The organism is Acinetobacter pittii ANC 4050, assembly GCF_000399685.1.
Taxonomy (GTDB): Bacteria; Pseudomonadota; Gammaproteobacteria; order Pseudomonadales; family Moraxellaceae; genus Acinetobacter; species Acinetobacter pittii_E.
In genome coordinates this window covers 2,207,661-2,222,472 of sequence record NZ_KB976987.1, presented here as the reverse complement: position 1 = coordinate 2,222,472, position 14,812 = coordinate 2,207,661, and the positions used below count along the sequence as shown (strand labels likewise).

15 protein-coding genes are annotated in these 14,812 nt (G+C 38.9%); 9 read left to right on the top strand and 6 right to left on the bottom strand.

Going from position 1 to position 14,812, the window contains the following annotated elements; genetic code table 11:
• Positions 1–87: 87 nt before the first annotated feature.
• The 3 genes from F931_RS14220 to fabB form a co-directional block, all read right to left on the bottom strand.
• The gene (locus F931_RS14220; RefSeq protein ID WP_016142014.1) at positions 88–648 is read right to left on the bottom strand and encodes a hypothetical protein; all 561 of its coding nucleotides are present in this window, start codon (positions 646–648) and stop codon (positions 88–90) included.
• 161 nt (positions 649–809) lie between these two features.
• Positions 810–1,262, bottom strand: coding sequence for a protoporphyrinogen oxidase HemJ (gene hemJ / locus F931_RS14215; protein ID WP_016142013.1), 453 nt, complete (start codon positions 1,260–1,262; stop codon positions 810–812).
• An 18-nt stretch (positions 1,263–1,280) separates the two neighbouring features.
• Positions 1,281–2,510 carry a beta-ketoacyl synthase N-terminal-like domain-containing protein gene (gene fabB / locus F931_RS14210; RefSeq protein WP_016142012.1) on the bottom strand — a complete coding sequence of 410 codons (1,230 nt, stop codon included), beginning with the start codon at positions 2,508–2,510 and terminating at the stop codon, positions 1,281–1,283.
• A 299-nt stretch (positions 2,511–2,809) separates the two neighbouring features.
• On the opposite strand from fabB, the gene F931_RS14205 reads away from it, so the two are divergent.
• From F931_RS14205 to rimI, 8 genes are all read left to right on the top strand, one after another.
• The gene (locus F931_RS14205; RefSeq protein WP_016142011.1) at positions 2,810–4,129 is read left to right on the top strand and encodes an EcsC family protein; all 1,320 of its coding nucleotides are present in this window, start codon (positions 2,810–2,812) and stop codon (positions 4,127–4,129) included.
• A 201-nt stretch (positions 4,130–4,330) separates the two neighbouring features.
• On the top strand, positions 4,331–4,705 hold the full coding sequence (gene rpsL / locus F931_RS14200) for a 30S ribosomal protein S12 (protein WP_002050319.1): 375 nt from the start codon (positions 4,331–4,333) through the stop codon (positions 4,703–4,705).
• 160 nt (positions 4,706–4,865) lie between these two features.
• Complete coding sequence (gene rpsG / locus F931_RS14195; RefSeq protein WP_001138055.1) at positions 4,866–5,336, top strand: 30S ribosomal protein S7; 471 nt, start codon at positions 4,866–4,868, stop codon at positions 5,334–5,336.
• A gap of 177 nt (positions 5,337–5,513) precedes the next feature.
• Positions 5,514–7,652 carry an elongation factor G gene (gene fusA, locus F931_RS14190; protein WP_016142010.1) on the top strand — a complete coding sequence of 713 codons (2,139 nt, stop codon included), beginning with the start codon at positions 5,514–5,516 and terminating at the stop codon, positions 7,650–7,652.
• Between the two features lie 95 nt (positions 7,653–7,747).
• Entirely contained in the window at positions 7,748–8,938 is a 1,191-nt protein-coding gene (gene tuf, locus F931_RS14185) for an elongation factor Tu (protein ID WP_016142009.1), read from the top strand.
• A gap of 204 nt (positions 8,939–9,142) precedes the next feature.
• Positions 9,143–10,024, top strand: a complete 882-nt coding sequence (locus tag F931_RS14180) for a metal-dependent hydrolase (protein ID WP_016142008.1) — start codon at positions 9,143–9,145, stop codon at positions 10,022–10,024.
• A gap of 233 nt (positions 10,025–10,257) precedes the next feature.
• On the top strand, positions 10,258–11,133 hold the full coding sequence (locus tag F931_RS14175; protein WP_002121736.1) for a metal-dependent hydrolase: 876 nt from the start codon (positions 10,258–10,260) through the stop codon (positions 11,131–11,133).
• Between the two features lie 107 nt (positions 11,134–11,240).
• On the top strand, positions 11,241–11,702 hold the full coding sequence (gene rimI, locus F931_RS14170) for a ribosomal protein S18-alanine N-acetyltransferase (RefSeq protein WP_016142007.1): 462 nt from the start codon (positions 11,241–11,243) through the stop codon (positions 11,700–11,702).
• Here rimI and F931_RS14165 read toward each other — a convergent pair.
• Positions 11,688–12,503 carry an arginyltransferase gene (locus F931_RS14165; RefSeq protein ID WP_004703325.1) on the bottom strand — a complete coding sequence of 272 codons (816 nt, stop codon included), beginning with the start codon at positions 12,501–12,503 and terminating at the stop codon, positions 11,688–11,690. The genes rimI and F931_RS14165 overlap by 15 nt on opposite strands.
• Positions 12,504–12,521: 18 nt before the next feature.
• Positions 12,522–13,253 carry a leucyl/phenylalanyl-tRNA--protein transferase gene (gene aat / locus F931_RS14160; protein ID WP_016142006.1) on the bottom strand — a complete coding sequence of 244 codons (732 nt, stop codon included), beginning with the start codon at positions 13,251–13,253 and terminating at the stop codon, positions 12,522–12,524.
• Between the two features lie 108 nt (positions 13,254–13,361).
• Between aat and F931_RS14155 the strand changes: the two genes are divergently transcribed.
• Positions 13,362–13,661, top strand: a complete 300-nt coding sequence (locus F931_RS14155) for a putative quinol monooxygenase (protein ID WP_016142005.1) — start codon at positions 13,362–13,364, stop codon at positions 13,659–13,661.
• A 55-nt stretch (positions 13,662–13,716) separates the two neighbouring features.
• Here F931_RS14155 and trxB read toward each other — a convergent pair whose 3' ends face one another.
• On the bottom strand, positions 13,717–14,667 hold the full coding sequence (gene trxB / locus F931_RS14150; protein ID WP_016142004.1) for a thioredoxin-disulfide reductase: 951 nt from the start codon (positions 14,665–14,667) through the stop codon (positions 13,717–13,719).
• Between the last annotated feature and the right edge of the window lie 145 nt (positions 14,668–14,812).

Below are 14,812 nucleotides of genomic sequence, written 5' to 3'. Positions count from 1 at the left end.
TAGTTTAGATAAGTATTTCTGATTTATAAGAATTCTCATTTACATTAAGCAAGAAATGTTACGTTCAAAGCAAGATTGATTATTTAGTTACAAATCAAGTTGAGGTGAACAGATGATATTGGGGATTTTTCCAGAGCAAATGTCGCGTGCAATTTCGCCTTGCTGTTCAATATTATACGTACTAAATGCTTTGTGAGGGTGATAGGTGTATTTATAGGGATTGTAACTTTTAAAACTGAGGTAATAGGCCGATTGTAGTAACGCACCTTTAACTAACACATGAATCCCTTTTTGATATTGCATGACGTGCGTGAGTTCGTGGATAAAAATACCCTGCATAAACTTAGATTCTAGTGCGTAGTTTTCGCTGTAATCAGAAGGATTGACATAAATATTCCCATTGGGGGCCATAAAAATACCGCAAGATTGCCAAGGTAGGTAACGAGTAGCAATAATTTTAGGTCTTTCACAATTAAGCATATTGCCAAAGACCATTTGCGCTAATATTTTTTCTTGAGCAGTCAAGTGTCTAATCGGGTAGTTTTTTAAGTGACGGAAAATAAAAAGTGTAATCAGAATAAATGGTGTATGGATTAAGCGTTTAAAGGCATTAAAAGTTAGCATAGCTTTGCCATTAAATGAATTCATCTATTTCTTTAGCATAGTATAGGTTAGGTATTGCTAAATAAAGAGGTAGGGTATTGATTAATTTTATAGTTCTGTTTTGAGAAATATAATTGTTTGAATAGATTGTGCATTTTATTAGGATGAATAAAAGAATGCTTAGATAAGAAAAGTAAAAGCCCCAGTTAAAACTGAGGCTTTACAACAACTAAAATCACAACAGCAAATAAAATTAAGGTTGGCATTTCATTAAAGAATCGCCAGAACTTATGTGATTTATAGTGAGCATTTCCGATGAGCTTTTTACGATAATAGCCACATACCAAATGGTAAATTACTAATAAAGCCACTAATCCAACTTTGAGGTAAAACCATGTGGCTTGATGATAATGTCGAGTTGCATCACCCCAATCTACTAGGAAATGCGCGGTTATTAATGTCGCAATCATCGAAGGCCACATAATTCCGCGATACAACTTACGTTCCATTACCTCAAAGCGTTGATGACTTGCAGCATCTTCACTCATAGCATGATAAACATATAGACGTGGTAAGTAGAACAAAGCAGCGAACCAACAAACCACGGCAATAATATGTAATGCTTTTACCCACAAAAAAGCATCAGAAGGTGCATCCATCGATAATCCTACGTGGGATTATGCATCCCACTTCTTGAAAATAAGGCAAGCGTTAACACCGCCAAAGCCAAAACTGTTACTCATTACAGTATTCAATTTTGCATCACGTTTTTCAAGTACGATATCAAAAGGTTTTGCGCCTTCATCAAGTTCAGTTACGTTGATGTTTGGTGCAATAAAGTCATTTTGCATCATTAGTACAGAGTAAATAGCTTCTTGTACACCAGCTGCACCCAAGCTATGGCCTGTCATCGATTTGGTTGAGCTAAGAGGAGGTACCTTACCTTCACCAAATGCACGTTCCATTGCTTTAAGTTCAGTAATGTCACCTGCTGGAGTAGAAGTACCATGTGTATTTACATAGTCAATTTTTTCTACGCCATGTTGTTTAGCTTCTTCAAGTGCCATTAATACACAACGTGTAGCACCTTCACCGCTTGGAGCAACCATGTCTGCACCATCACTGTTAGCAGCATAACCAACAACTTCAGCTAAAATGTTCGCACCACGTGCTTGCGCATGCTCAAGTGATTCAAGTACTACGAAACCACCACCGCCAGCAATAACGAAGCCGTCGCGGTCTGCTGAATATGGACGAGATGCTGTTTCTGGAGTGTCATTATATTTTGAGCAAAGTGCGCCCATTGCATCAAACAATAAACTTTGAGACCAGTGATCTTCTTCACCGCCACCAGCAAGCATAAGATCTTGTTTGCCAAGTTGGATCAAGTTGTACGCATAACCAATTGCGTCAGCAGAAGTTGCGCAAGCACTCGTAATAGTATGTGAAATACCTTGTAGTTTAAATGCAACACCAACGTTCGCAGTAATGGTGTTTGACATGTTACGTGGCACAAAGAATGGGCCTACTTTACGTGCGCCTTTAGTTTCTAATAATTCTGTCATTTCAACAACAGAAGCAGTTGAGCCACCACCTGAACCACCTGCAATACCATAACGTGGATTGCCGCTAAGTTGCTCAGGAGTAAGTCCTGCATGTTCAACTGCAGCTACAGCAGCGTTGTAGGCATACATTGCACATACGCCCATAAAGCGTTTTAATTTACGATCGATATTATCAAATTCTTGGTCTGCAGCAGCGCTAACATGACTTTTAAAATTGAGTTCAGCATAAGTTGGGTTAAAACGTGTCCCGGAGATTCCATTTTGAAGTGAGTGAGTAACTGCTTCTAAAGAGTTACCGATACATGAGTTAATACCCATACCAGTGATTACAACACGTTTCATCTACAGGTCCCTTTATGGTGATATTAAGAGTCTATCGTGTTCAACAGCTATGAAAATGAATAGGAGAATATAGCTGTAAGAAAACGAGACTCATGTTTTTCGTTGTTAACATGATAGCAGAAAGGTTTTTTATTTCTTATGGCAAATCTTTATGACAATTTTACATTTAAAAAAAATAACCAAATACATAGTATGTTGCATTTAGGGTTAACTAAAATACACACATTCAAGTTGAGATAAATCCACATTCCACCTAGTATTTATCTCTAATTAGATAAATTAAAAAATCGAGGTACTTGATGACAAAATTTAATAATAATCAATCTGACAATTTGTTTTCTCAGGTCTTCGGAGTGGCTAAAAAGCTCAGTTCTACAGGATTGAGTATCTTGCAACAAAACCAATCAGGTGACGTCAGTAAGGTAATTGAACCCATCCCAACTGGAAAAACTGTTGAAGGTAGATCGAGAACAAAAAGCCCATTTGAAGTTGAGCAATATGAAAGTCCTCAACAAATGCTAAGAGAACATTTACCAAAAGTCACACGTCAGGTGTTTGGTCGACATTTTAAAAAAGTAAATGGCGTTGCTACTTTTCTTTCACCAGATTGGGATGAAAAAATCTCAGGCTATTTATTTGATTGGCTAAATGACTTTAGTTCAAAAAGTACCTTAACTGAAAAAATCCTAGAAGAAGCGGGAGCCAAAGATTTATTTGAATTAACTAAAGATACTAGCCGTTCTCAACGTTTAAGTCAGGCACTTATTGAACAAAACAAGCTTATTGCGACTGTACAAGGTGCCATTACAGGTATCTCTGGTGTTGTTGGTGCAGCGGTAGATATTCCAGTTTCATTAGTTCTGGTTTTAAGAACTATTTATCAAACAGGAAGATCACATGGCTTTGATCTTTTAGAAGCTACTGATCAAGATGTTGTAGAGTTTATTTTTAAAGAAGTTGATATTAGTCTCATCGCTGAAAAACAAACTCTTTTGTTAGCTTTGAAAACCTTACGAAACATGTTGGAAACTCAAGATATTCATCAATTTCAGCAAGTGTTGGGTTCAACCACAGATATAGACACTTTAAAAAACTGGCTGGTAAATGAAGATGGGGAGTTTAAATGGGATTGGTTAAACCGTATTCCTAAACTGTCTGTTTTTAGTAAATTTACACCAGTTGCCGGGGCTGTTTTAAGCGCAGTGTATAGCTGGAAATTACAAGAGGATGTAGGTCATAAAGCTCAAGCAATTTTCGGAGCTGCAAGACATTATTTAAATGAACACCCAAGTGAGCATTTATCTCCGTTACAGGCTTATTATGCTGCGGTTACACTCATCCAAAAAGCTAGCCCAAGACTTTTAAATGTAGGTGAGGATGGCAATATTCATGCTGCTCATCATCATAAAGTAGAAAATCATGATGTGATTTCAAAAGTTTCTATTGTGTTAAAGCCTACCGAAGGCACAAAGAGTGAAGAAAAAATTCAGGAAAATGTTCATCAGGGCCTCGAAAAACTTGCCGACAAGCATGTAGCAGAGCATGAGCATACTGAGCAAAAGCCAGCTTTAACTCCTGAAGACGATGATGAGATAATGGAAGATAAGAAATACTCTTAACAATACCCTTACAAAGAGAAGGTTTAAAAAGTGAAACTAACCTCCATTTAAATTTGTAAATCGTCCTGTCAAACATTGATATGGTCAACATTTGGTAATGTATTGCCGTGTTGACCATTTTTGCATCTTGGCTTACAATTATGTGCCCTTAAAAAGAGGTATTTTCTTTTTAAGGTTTTTTAATAACGGGAGAATTGCCATATGGCAACAACGAATCAGTTGATCCGTAAGGGTCGTACGACTTTGGTTGAAAAATCCAAAGTTCCTGCGTTGAAGGCTTGTCCACAACGTCGTGGTGTTTGTACACGTGTTTATACAACTACACCTAAAAAACCTAACTCAGCTATGCGTAAGGTTTGCCGTGTTCGCTTAACTTCAGGTTTTGAAGTATCTAGCTACATCGGTGGTGAAGGCCATAACTTACAAGAGCACAGTGTTGTTCTTATCCGTGGTGGTCGTGTTAAAGACTTACCGGGTGTACGTTACCATACCGTTCGTGGCTCATTAGACTGTGCTGGTGTTAAAGATCGTAATCAATCACGTTCTAAATACGGTACTAAGCGTCCTAAGAAGTAATTCTAGGAAACTAGTCGAATAAGCCCTTTAGCGTTTCGCTTGTTTGAATTCTTCATAGATTTGTAATTCAAGCGACGTATAGTAAGGCCAGCGTCGTGTACATGACACTTGTACAAACTGCTGGATCATCCTGAAGTGTCATATTATTAGGTGTATTAAAATGCCAAGACGTCGCGTAGTCGCTGCTCGTGAGATCCTTCCAGATCCAAAATTTAGCAGCCAAACAATCGCTAAATTCATGAACCACGTAATGCAAGATGGTAAAAAATCGATTGCAGAAAGTATCGTTTACGGTGCTTTAGAACGCGTTCAAGAAAAAAACAAAGTAGACCCAGTTGAATTTTTCGAGACTACTCTTGAAAAAGTTCGTCCTATGGTTGAAGTAAAAGCACGCCGTGTTGGTGGTGCTACTTATCAAGTACCTATGGAAGTACGCCCATCCCGTCGTACTGCCTTAGCTATGCGTTGGTTAGTAGATGCTGCTGCTAAGCGTTCTGAAAAAACGATGGCTTTACGTCTTGCTGGTGAGTTGCTTGATGCAGCTGAAGGTAAAGGTGCAGCAATCAAAAAACGTGAAGATGTGCACCGTATGGCTGAAGCTAACAAAGCCTTCTCTCACTACCGTTTCTAAGCGGATAAAACAGGCCTTATTCAGGAGAATATTCATGCGTACAGCAGCTCGATTCAACATTGCTCTCTATCAAAGTGGGGGCTTTGCAGGTATTTAAGTTGCCTGTTTGGATATTCGCGCGCATCAATTTAATTGGTGCGTCCTGTTTTAAATATAACATTTAGGAATGTAGACATCATGGCTCGCCAAACCCCAATTACTCGTTACCGTAACATCGGTATTTCTGCGCACATTGACGCAGGTAAAACAACTACAACTGAACGTATTTTGTTCTACACAGGTGTATCTCACAAAATTGGTGAAGTACACGACGGTGCAGCAACAATGGACTGGATGGAACAAGAGCAAGAGCGTGGTATTACAATTACCTCTGCTGCTACAACTTGTTTCTGGTCTGGTATGGGTAACCAATTCGAACAACACCGTATCAACGTAATTGACACCCCGGGACACGTAGACTTCACAATCGAAGTTGAACGTTCTATGCGTGTTCTTGACGGTGCGTGCATGGTTTACTGTGCTGTAGGTGGTGTACAACCTCAGTCTGAAACTGTATGGCGTCAAGCGAACAAATATAAAGTGCCTCGTTTAGCATTCGTGAACAAGATGGACCGTACTGGTGCAAACTTCTTCCGTGCTGTTGAGCAAGTTAAAACTCGTTTAGGTGGTAATCCTGTACCTATCGTTGTGCCAATTGGTGCTGAAGATACATTCCAGGGTGTTGTTGACCTTATCGAAATGAAAGCGATTATCTGGGATGAAGCATCTCAAGGTATGAAGTTTGAATATGCTGATATCCCAGCTGACCTAGTTGATACTGCTCAAGAATGGCGTACAAAAATGGTTGAAGCTGCGGCTGAAGCTTCTGAAGAATTAATGGACAAGTACCTTGAAGAAGGTGATCTTTCTAAAGAAGAGATCATTGCAGGTCTACGTGCTCGTACATTAGCTTCTGAAATTCAAGTAATGCTTTGTGGTTCTGCATTCAAGAACAAAGGTGTTCAACGTATGTTGGATGCTGTAATTGAATTCTTACCATCACCTACAGAAGTTAAAGCGATCGAAGGTATCCTTGACGACAAAGACGAAACTAAAGCGTCTCGTGAAGCATCTGACGAAGCTCCGTTCTCTGCGCTTGCGTTCAAAATCATGAACGACAAATTCGTAGGTAACTTAACATTCGTACGTGTTTACTCTGGTGTTCTTAAACAAGGTGATCCGGTTTATAACCCAGTTAAAGCTAAGCGTGAACGTATCGGTCGTATCGTGCAAATGCATGCGAACGAACGTCAAGATCTTGATGAAATCCGTGCAGGTGATATCGCAGCGTGTGTAGGTCTTAAAGACGTTACAACTGGTGATACATTATGTGATGAGAAAAACATCATTACTCTTGAGCGTATGGAATTCCCAGAGCCAGTAATTTCATTGGCTGTTGAACCAAAAACTAAAGCAGACCAAGAAAAAATGTCTATCGCTTTAGGTCGTTTGGCTAAGGAAGATCCATCGTTCCGCGTTCGTACAGACGAAGAATCTGGTCAAACAATTATTGCTGGTATGGGTGAGCTTCACCTTGACATCATTGTTGACCGTATGAAGCGTGAATTCGGTGTTGAAGCTAACATTGGTAAACCAATGGTTGCTTACCGTGAAACGATCAAAAAGTCTGTTGAACAAGAAGGTAAATTCGTACGTCAAACTGGTGGTAAAGGTAAGTTTGGTCACGTATATGTACGTCTTGAGCCGCTTGATGTTGAAGAAGCTGGTAAAGAATACCAATTCGTTGAAGAAGTTGTTGGCGGTGTAGTACCTAAAGAATTCTTTGGCGCGGTTGACAAAGGTATTCAAGAACGTATGAAGAATGGTGTATTGGCTGGTTACCCTGTTGTTGGTATTAAAGCGACATTATTCGATGGTTCTTACCATGACGTCGACTCTGACGAATTATCGTTCAAAATGGCAGGTTCTTATGCCTTCCGTGATGGTTTCATGAAAGCGGATCCTATCCTTCTTGAACCTATCATGAAAGTTGAAGTAGAAACTCCAGAAGACTACATGGGCGATATCATGGGTGACTTAAACCGTCGTCGTGGTATGGTTCAAGGTATGGACGATCTTCCTGGTGGAACAAAAGCAATTAAAGCTGAAGTTCCTCTTGCTGAGATGTTTGGTTACGCGACTCAAATGCGTTCTATGTCTCAAGGTCGTGCGACTTACTCTATGGAATTTGCTAAATACGCTGAAACTCCACGTAACGTGGCTGAAGGCATTATCGCTAAATTCCAATCTGGCGGTAAAAAAGGTGACGACGAGTAATCTTTCGATTACTATAAGCCCAAACTAATTTCTTAGTTAAAAACCAAGTGCTCATGGGGTGACCCTCCATGAGTAGTTTATAAAGGAAGATCATCATGGCTAAAGCCAAGTTTGAACGTAATAAGCCACACGTAAACGTGGGCACAATCGGTCACGTTGACCATGGTAAAACAACTTTAACTGCTGCGATTGCAACTATTTGTGCAAAAACTTACGGCGGTGAAGCGAAAGATTACTCACAAATCGACTCAGCACCTGAAGAAAAAGCACGTGGTATTACAATTAATACTTCACACGTAGAATACGATTCTCCAATTCGTCACTACGCGCACGTTGACTGCCCGGGCCACGCCGATTACGTTAAAAACATGATTACTGGTGCTGCTCAGATGGACGGCGCGATCCTTGTGTGTGCTGCGACTGACGGTCCAATGCCACAAACTCGTGAACACATCCTTCTTTCTCGTCAGGTTGGTGTACCTTACATCATCGTATTCTTGAACAAGTGTGACCTTGTTGATGATGAAGAATTACTTGAATTAGTAGAAATGGAAGTTCGTGAACTTCTTTCTACTTATGACTTCCCAGGTGATGACACTCCAGTTATCCGTGGTTCTGCGCTTAAAGCGTTGGAAGGCGATGCTGGTCAATATGGCGAGCCTTCAGTTCTTGCTCTTGTTGAAGCGCTTGACTCTTACATCCCAGAACCAGAACGTGCTATCGACAAAGCATTCTTAATGCCAATCGAAGACGTATTCTCAATTTCTGGTCGTGGTACTGTAGTAACAGGCCGTGTAGAAGCTGGTATCGTTAAAGTTGGTGAAGAAGTAGAGATCGTTGGTATTAAAGATACAGTTAAAACAACTGTAACTGGCGTAGAAATGTTCCGTAAACTTCTTGACGAAGGCCGTGCAGGTGAGAACTGTGGTATCTTACTTCGTGGTACTAAGCGTGAAGACGTGCAACGTGGTCAAGTACTTGCTAAACCAGGTACAATCAAGCCGCACACTAAATTCGACGCAGAAGTATACGTACTTTCTAAAGAAGAAGGTGGTCGTCACACTCCATTCTTAAATGGTTACCGTCCACAGTTCTACTTCCGTACAACTGACGTAACTGGTGCAATCCAATTACAAGACGGCGTTGAAATGGTTATGCCAGGCGACAACGTTGAAATGTCAGTAGAATTAATCCACCCAATCGCAATGGACCCAGGTCTACGTTTTGCGATCCGTGAAGGTGGTCGTACTGTAGGTGCTGGTGTTGTTGCGAAAGTAACTGCATAATCACTTTCAGTGAAAAAAAGCGCTCTTTTTAGAGCGCTTTTTTTATACTTAATTGTCTAACAATTACTATAAAAGCTGGCCTTAACTGATATTTCAATGTCCTTATTTACCCTTAATCCTTTTTATTAAATTTGTATGATAAGAATCAAGAAAACGAACAATAAAGTTTAAGTAACTAAGGTTACTTATCAAGGAGCTTTGGGTATGAATGCTAAAGTGAATATTACCAATCGTGCCGGTGCAAGCTTTCCAGTACGTCGTATGAATTTTGACTTTAATGATGTACCAGAATATTGGATGAATGGTTCTGCTGGACTCACACATTTTATGAGTGCATTGTCAGCATTGTTCCCAGCTGGTGAGAAATTCTTTATAGATAGTGTACGAGCAGTACGTTATCACCCAGCGATTAAAGATGATGAAGCACTACAAAAAGAAATTAGTGCTTTTATCGGGCAAGAAGCAATGCATACTCAAGAGCATGTGAACTTTAATGCTTCCGCTCAAAAGTTTGGTCACGATATAGAAACATTAGAGAAGTTTACCGATACGGCGATTCAAACAGCAATTAAAGCTTTCGTAAAAATTGTTAAACCTTTCGGTATGACGAAACAAATGGTTGACCTGACTGCTACGACGGCTCTTGAACATTTTACCGCTACTATTGCTTCTCAATTATTAGTCAATAAGCACATTCAAGAGCTTATGACAGATGAGACGATGTCTACCATGTGGTATTGGCATGCTATTGAAGAAAATGAGCATAAAGCCGTAGCTTTTGATGTATACGAAGGTGTATTTGGTAAAGGTGTAAAAGCTTATGCTTTACGAACCAGTTCTTTAGTGTTTGCTATGACTTTAATCTTTTTGATCCAGTCATCTTTTGTACTTCGTTTATTAAAGCAAGACAACAAGTTAAATTTAGCTGAACTATCAGTAATTTATAAATACGGATACAGCCCATCTAAAGGCATTATTAGTGGTATGGCTAAGGAAATGTTGGCTTACTTTAAACCTGGTTTTCATCCAAATGATCTAGATACCGTGGGCCTATTGAAAAACTGGAAGGCAAAATTAGGTTTATAGTTTCAATTCATGATTTATAAAGGACCAATATTGGTCCTTTTTTATTTTCTATATCGAGTTCAACGAGAGACATCTTAGGTTTTGCACCTTTATGCGTCTATGAATGACCTCATCTGATATTTCTCTGTCCTCATCTGCACTTAATTGGTACATCGAAAGACGTATGATTATAAATATTAAGAAAATAAATAAAGTTATATGTGAATTAGCTATTCACTTAAAAGGAGTCTGAGATGAATGCTAAGGTAAATATTTCCAATCGTGCTGGTGCTAGTTTTCCTGTACGTCGTATGGACTTTGAATTTGCTCAGGTCCCACGCTATTGGGCGAATTATGATGCAGCATTAACACATTTCATGACAGCATTATCAGCCCTTTTTCCTGAGGGTGAACAGTTCTTTGTAAATAGTACGCGTGCTGTTCGAAATGATCCAAAGCTTGCAGATCCAGATCTTCAAAAAGAAATTAGTGCTTTTATTGGTCAAGAAGCGATGCATTCGAAAGAGCATTTAGCATTTAATGCTTCTGCACAGGCTTATGGTTATGATGTGCGTCATATGGAAAAGCAAACTGGAAAAGTCATTAAGATGGGTACAGCTGTTGTAACCAAATTAATGAAACCTTTTGGCTATACCAAAGAAATGATTGATTTGACAGGAACATGTGCGCTAGAGCATTTTACATCGACGATTGCCGCTGAACTTTTGCAAAACCCTGAAATTCAGGCTATGTTCCAAGATGACACTATGTATCATTTGTGGATGTGGCATGCAGTTGAAGAAAATGAACATAAAGCTGTGGCATTTGATGTGTATACAAGCATGTATGGGCAAGGTCCGAAAGCTTATTTTATGCGTTCAACAGCTTTGATTATTGCAATGGCATTAATCTTCGCAACTCAATCTTATTTTACTGCGAAGTTACTCAAGACTGATGATAAATTAACTTGGAAAGATACGAAGTACATGCTTAAGTTCATGTATGGTCGTAAAGGTTTTATGACTCGTCAAATTCCAGAACTACTTGATTTTTTAAGACCAAAATTTCATCCAAATGATTCGGATACCACAGCATTGTTGGCAACGTGGCGTGAAAAATTAGGTCTTTAAAATTACTTTAAAAAAAGGGCAAATCAATTGTCCTTTTTTTTGCTCGTTTTTTCTTGGGAAGTTTTTATAATACGCACTACTTTAGAATCTTCATTGCGTTGAGACTCATGATTCGTATTATGCAAAATACTGATGTTGATATTGTTGTTCAAATTGAAAAATCAGTTCAAACACATCCGTGGTCAAAACAGCAATTTATAGAATCTTTGAATTCTTACCAATGCACAGTGATTGAGTCACAAAACAGAGTGGTGGGTTTTTGTATTTTACAGCCTGTTTTAGATGAAGCGAATTTATTGCTCATGGCAATTGATCCTAAAATGCAAGGGCAGGGTTTAGGATATGAGTTATTAAATTTATCAATTGAAAAATTAGAAAATCAGCCCGTACAAATCTTTTTAGAAGTCCGTGAAAGTAATAAAGCTGCTATCGGTTTATATGAAAAAACAGGCTTTCACCAAATTGATCTGCGTCGCAATTATTATCCTACCCAAGATGGCGGGCGGGAACACGCAGTCATTATGGTAAAAACCTGTACAGATGATTTCGCATCTTTATTTAATGATTAAATTGTTCCATTCAGAAGGTAACGTTGTCATAAGAGAAGTACCTAGCTGTTGAATTTCTTCTGGTGACAATGATCGGTTTAAACGACGCCATTGTCCATCAAGTAGAAGTTCTAAAGGTGTATATTGCGACTTATAGTTCATTTTGGCTGAATGCGGTACCCAATAGCCTAAATAAAGGTACTCTAAACCGAGCGATTTAACATATTCAATTTGGTTAAGAATAGAATACACACCAAGTGATCTGCGATGCTCGTCTGGATCAAAAAACGTATAGACAGCCGATAGTCCATCATCCATTAAATCGCAAGTAGAAACGCTAATGAGACGATTGTCTTTCCAAAGCTCAAGAAAAAAACTATCTGTACAACTATGTACTAAAAACTTTTCAAACTGATCTAAGCTAGGTGGAAACATATCGCCATCTGCATGACGTTCATTAATGTAGCGTTCGTATAAATCATAATGAATTTGTGCTGCCTGTCGCGTAGGCAGCACAGTCATGGTGAGATCTTGATTCCGTTTCCATGCTTTTTTTTGCATGCTATTCATTTGGAAATCGGCCACTGGAACACGACAAGACAAACATTGTCGACATAAGTGACATTCAGGGCGATAAACAAAGTCACCACTACGACGAAAGCCTAAACGAGAAAGTTCTGAAAGGGTGACAACATCAATTCGATGGATAGGGTCTAAAAACACCATGCGTGCAGATTTATTTTCTAAGTAGCTGCAATCATGAGGCGGAGTAATATAATACTGCAGATCATTTAAAAGGGACTTCGGGTGATATGATTTCATGATTGGTCCCTCCTGTTATCATTCCATTAATTTTGCATCTAATGCTATTGTTTTACTTGAAAATACACGTTCTTGATACTTTTTCCAATTGATAGAGGGGTGAATAATTACATCTTGTAACGATTTTAAGTAGTCTTGACGAGAAAGTGTACTGGCTCCCAGACTAATTAGGTGACTATTGACAAGTTGGCAGTCTATCCATGGCAGCTGATTTTCTTGTCCAATGAGCATTAAAGTATAAAAAGCCATTTTTGAAACATCGGTTTCATTGCTAAACATTGACTCACCGAAACATCCTTTACCAATCGTAACACCGTATAAACCTCCTACAAGATCCTCTTCTTGCCAAACTTCAATACTGTAACCGTAGCCCGCGTTAAACATCTCGCAGTAACCTTGAATAATATCCTCGCTAATCCATGTTTCATCCGCATAACTTCTTGGTAGAGAGCAAGAGCGAATAACTTGTTCAAAGGCATGATTTACCGTAATGGTGTAATCGTACTTTTTCATATTCCGAATGAGCGATTTACTTGGTTTATAGTTTTGAGGATAGATCACGCAACGAGGTTCTGGACTCCACCAACAAATGGGTTCATCTTCATTAAACCATGGAAAAAGACCATGCGTATAAGCTTCATATAATGTAGAAGGGGAGAGGTCGGCACCGATACAAATTAAACCATGCCCATCTGGATCGGCTTCAATAGGGTCAGGAAAAATGAATTGAGAGAGCGGAAGTTTCTGCATAGAAGATAAAATGAAATGGAATAATTCAAAATTAACGTAACTAAGCTTCATTGACAATTTTTATTGTTCAACTTTAGCATGCATGCATGAATAGAAAAGGTTCGCGTGATGCTAAAACTTATTGCAGAAGATTTTATTGATATTAAAAAAATTGATTTTGTTTTACCACTTTATCAAGAGCTTGTTGATAAAACGAGACGTGAAGAAGGATGTGTTGCGTACGATTTATATCATGATATAAAAAATTTAGGACATTTTGTTTTTATTGAGGAATGGGTGGATCGAGCTGCGTTAGATCGACATGTTCAGTCTGAGCACTTTCAACGGTTAGTTCCTTTGATTGACCAATATCAGACGAGATCAGGACGTTTTACACATTTAGACCATTTTGAAAATATGAAGCGATAAACATTATAAAAAAAGACATCCAATTATTTATTGGATGTCTTTTGCATCGATTGAATTAAGCGAGATTATCTAGATATTTTTCTGCATCTAGAGCAGCCATACAGCCTGACCCAGCAGAAGTAATCGCTTGGCGATAAATACTATCAGCGACGTCACCTGCAGCAAAAACACCAGCTATAGAAGTCGCTGTTGCATTACCAGAAGTACCACTTTGTACTTGGATATAGCCATCACGTAAGTTTAATTGACCATCAAACATTCCAGTATTTGGTTTGTGGCCAATTGCAACGAATAAACCATGAACCTCTACATCTTGCTTAGAGTCATCTTGAGTTGATTTGAGGCGAACACTTGTTACGCCAGTATTGTCACCCAATACTTCTTCAACTTCATGATTCCAGATAATGCTGATTTTGCCTTCTTTTTCTTTGGCAAATAAGTGATCTTGCAAAATCTTTTCAGAACGTAAAGTATCACGGCGATGTACTAGTGTTACATGTGAAGCAATATTTGATAGATAAAGTGCTTCTTCAACAGCAGTGTTACCACCACCAACAACCATTACTTTTTGGTTTTTGTAGAAGAAACCATCACATGTTGCACATGCGCTGACGCCTTGGCCCATAAATTTTTGTTCAGACTCTAGACCAAGATATTGAGCTGTAGCACCAGTTGCAATAATTAAAGCGTCACATGTGTACTCTTCCATGTCACCTTTTAAAACGAAAGGACGTACATTTAAGTCCACTTCGTTAATATGGTCATAGACGAGTTCTGTACCAAAGCGTTCAGCATGTGCTTGCATGCGATCCATTAATGCAGGACCTGTTAAACCTTCAGGATCGCCCGGCCAGTTGTCAACTTCGGTTGTTGTTGTAAGTTGCCCACCTAGTTGTAAACCTGCAATTAAAGTAGGTTTAAGGTTTGCACGTGCTGCATATACAGCTGCACTATAGCCTGCAGGGCCAGAACCGAGAATAATTAACCGAGAATGACGAGCACTCATTGAGGGTATCCTTATTTATTTCGAGAATTTTGAAAATTATACGTGAATTTACTGACCAATAGCGTGAAATCGATGTGGATAATATTGATCAGGACAATCGAATTAAGTTATATAACAATATAGAAGTGCCTTATGTTAACAACAA

Bases quoted from the DNA above. Each gene is read 5' to 3' on its own strand.
- F931_RS14220 (WP_016142014.1), bottom strand. From the start codon at position 648: ATGAATTCATTTAATGGCAAAGCTATGCTAACTTTTAATGCCTTTAAA.
- hemJ (WP_016142013.1), bottom strand. From the start codon at position 1,262: ATGGATGCACCTTCTGATGCTTTTTTGTGGGTAAAAGCATTACATATT.
- fabB (WP_016142012.1), bottom strand. From the start codon at position 2,510: ATGAAACGTGTTGTAATCACTGGTATGGGTATTAACTCATGTATCGGT.
- F931_RS14205 (WP_016142011.1), top strand. From the start codon at position 2,810: ATGACAAAATTTAATAATAATCAATCTGACAATTTGTTTTCTCAGGTC.
- rpsL (WP_002050319.1), top strand. From the start codon at position 4,331: ATGGCAACAACGAATCAGTTGATCCGTAAGGGTCGTACGACTTTGGTT.
- rpsG (WP_001138055.1), top strand. From the start codon at position 4,866: ATGCCAAGACGTCGCGTAGTCGCTGCTCGTGAGATCCTTCCAGATCCA.
- fusA (WP_016142010.1), top strand. From the start codon at position 5,514: ATGGCTCGCCAAACCCCAATTACTCGTTACCGTAACATCGGTATTTCT.
- tuf (WP_016142009.1), top strand. From the start codon at position 7,748: ATGGCTAAAGCCAAGTTTGAACGTAATAAGCCACACGTAAACGTGGGC.
- F931_RS14180 (WP_016142008.1), top strand. From the start codon at position 9,143: ATGAATGCTAAAGTGAATATTACCAATCGTGCCGGTGCAAGCTTTCCA.
- F931_RS14175 (WP_002121736.1), top strand. From the start codon at position 10,258: ATGAATGCTAAGGTAAATATTTCCAATCGTGCTGGTGCTAGTTTTCCT.
- rimI (WP_016142007.1), top strand. From the start codon at position 11,241: ATGATTCGTATTATGCAAAATACTGATGTTGATATTGTTGTTCAAATT.
- F931_RS14165 (WP_004703325.1), bottom strand. From the start codon at position 12,503: ATGAAATCATATCACCCGAAGTCCCTTTTAAATGATCTGCAGTATTAT.
- aat (WP_016142006.1), bottom strand. From the start codon at position 13,253: ATGCAGAAACTTCCGCTCTCTCAATTCATTTTTCCTGACCCTATTGAA.
- F931_RS14155 (WP_016142005.1), top strand. From the start codon at position 13,362: ATGCTAAAACTTATTGCAGAAGATTTTATTGATATTAAAAAAATTGAT.
- trxB (WP_016142004.1), bottom strand. From the start codon at position 14,667: ATGAGTGCTCGTCATTCTCGGTTAATTATTCTCGGTTCTGGCCCTGCA.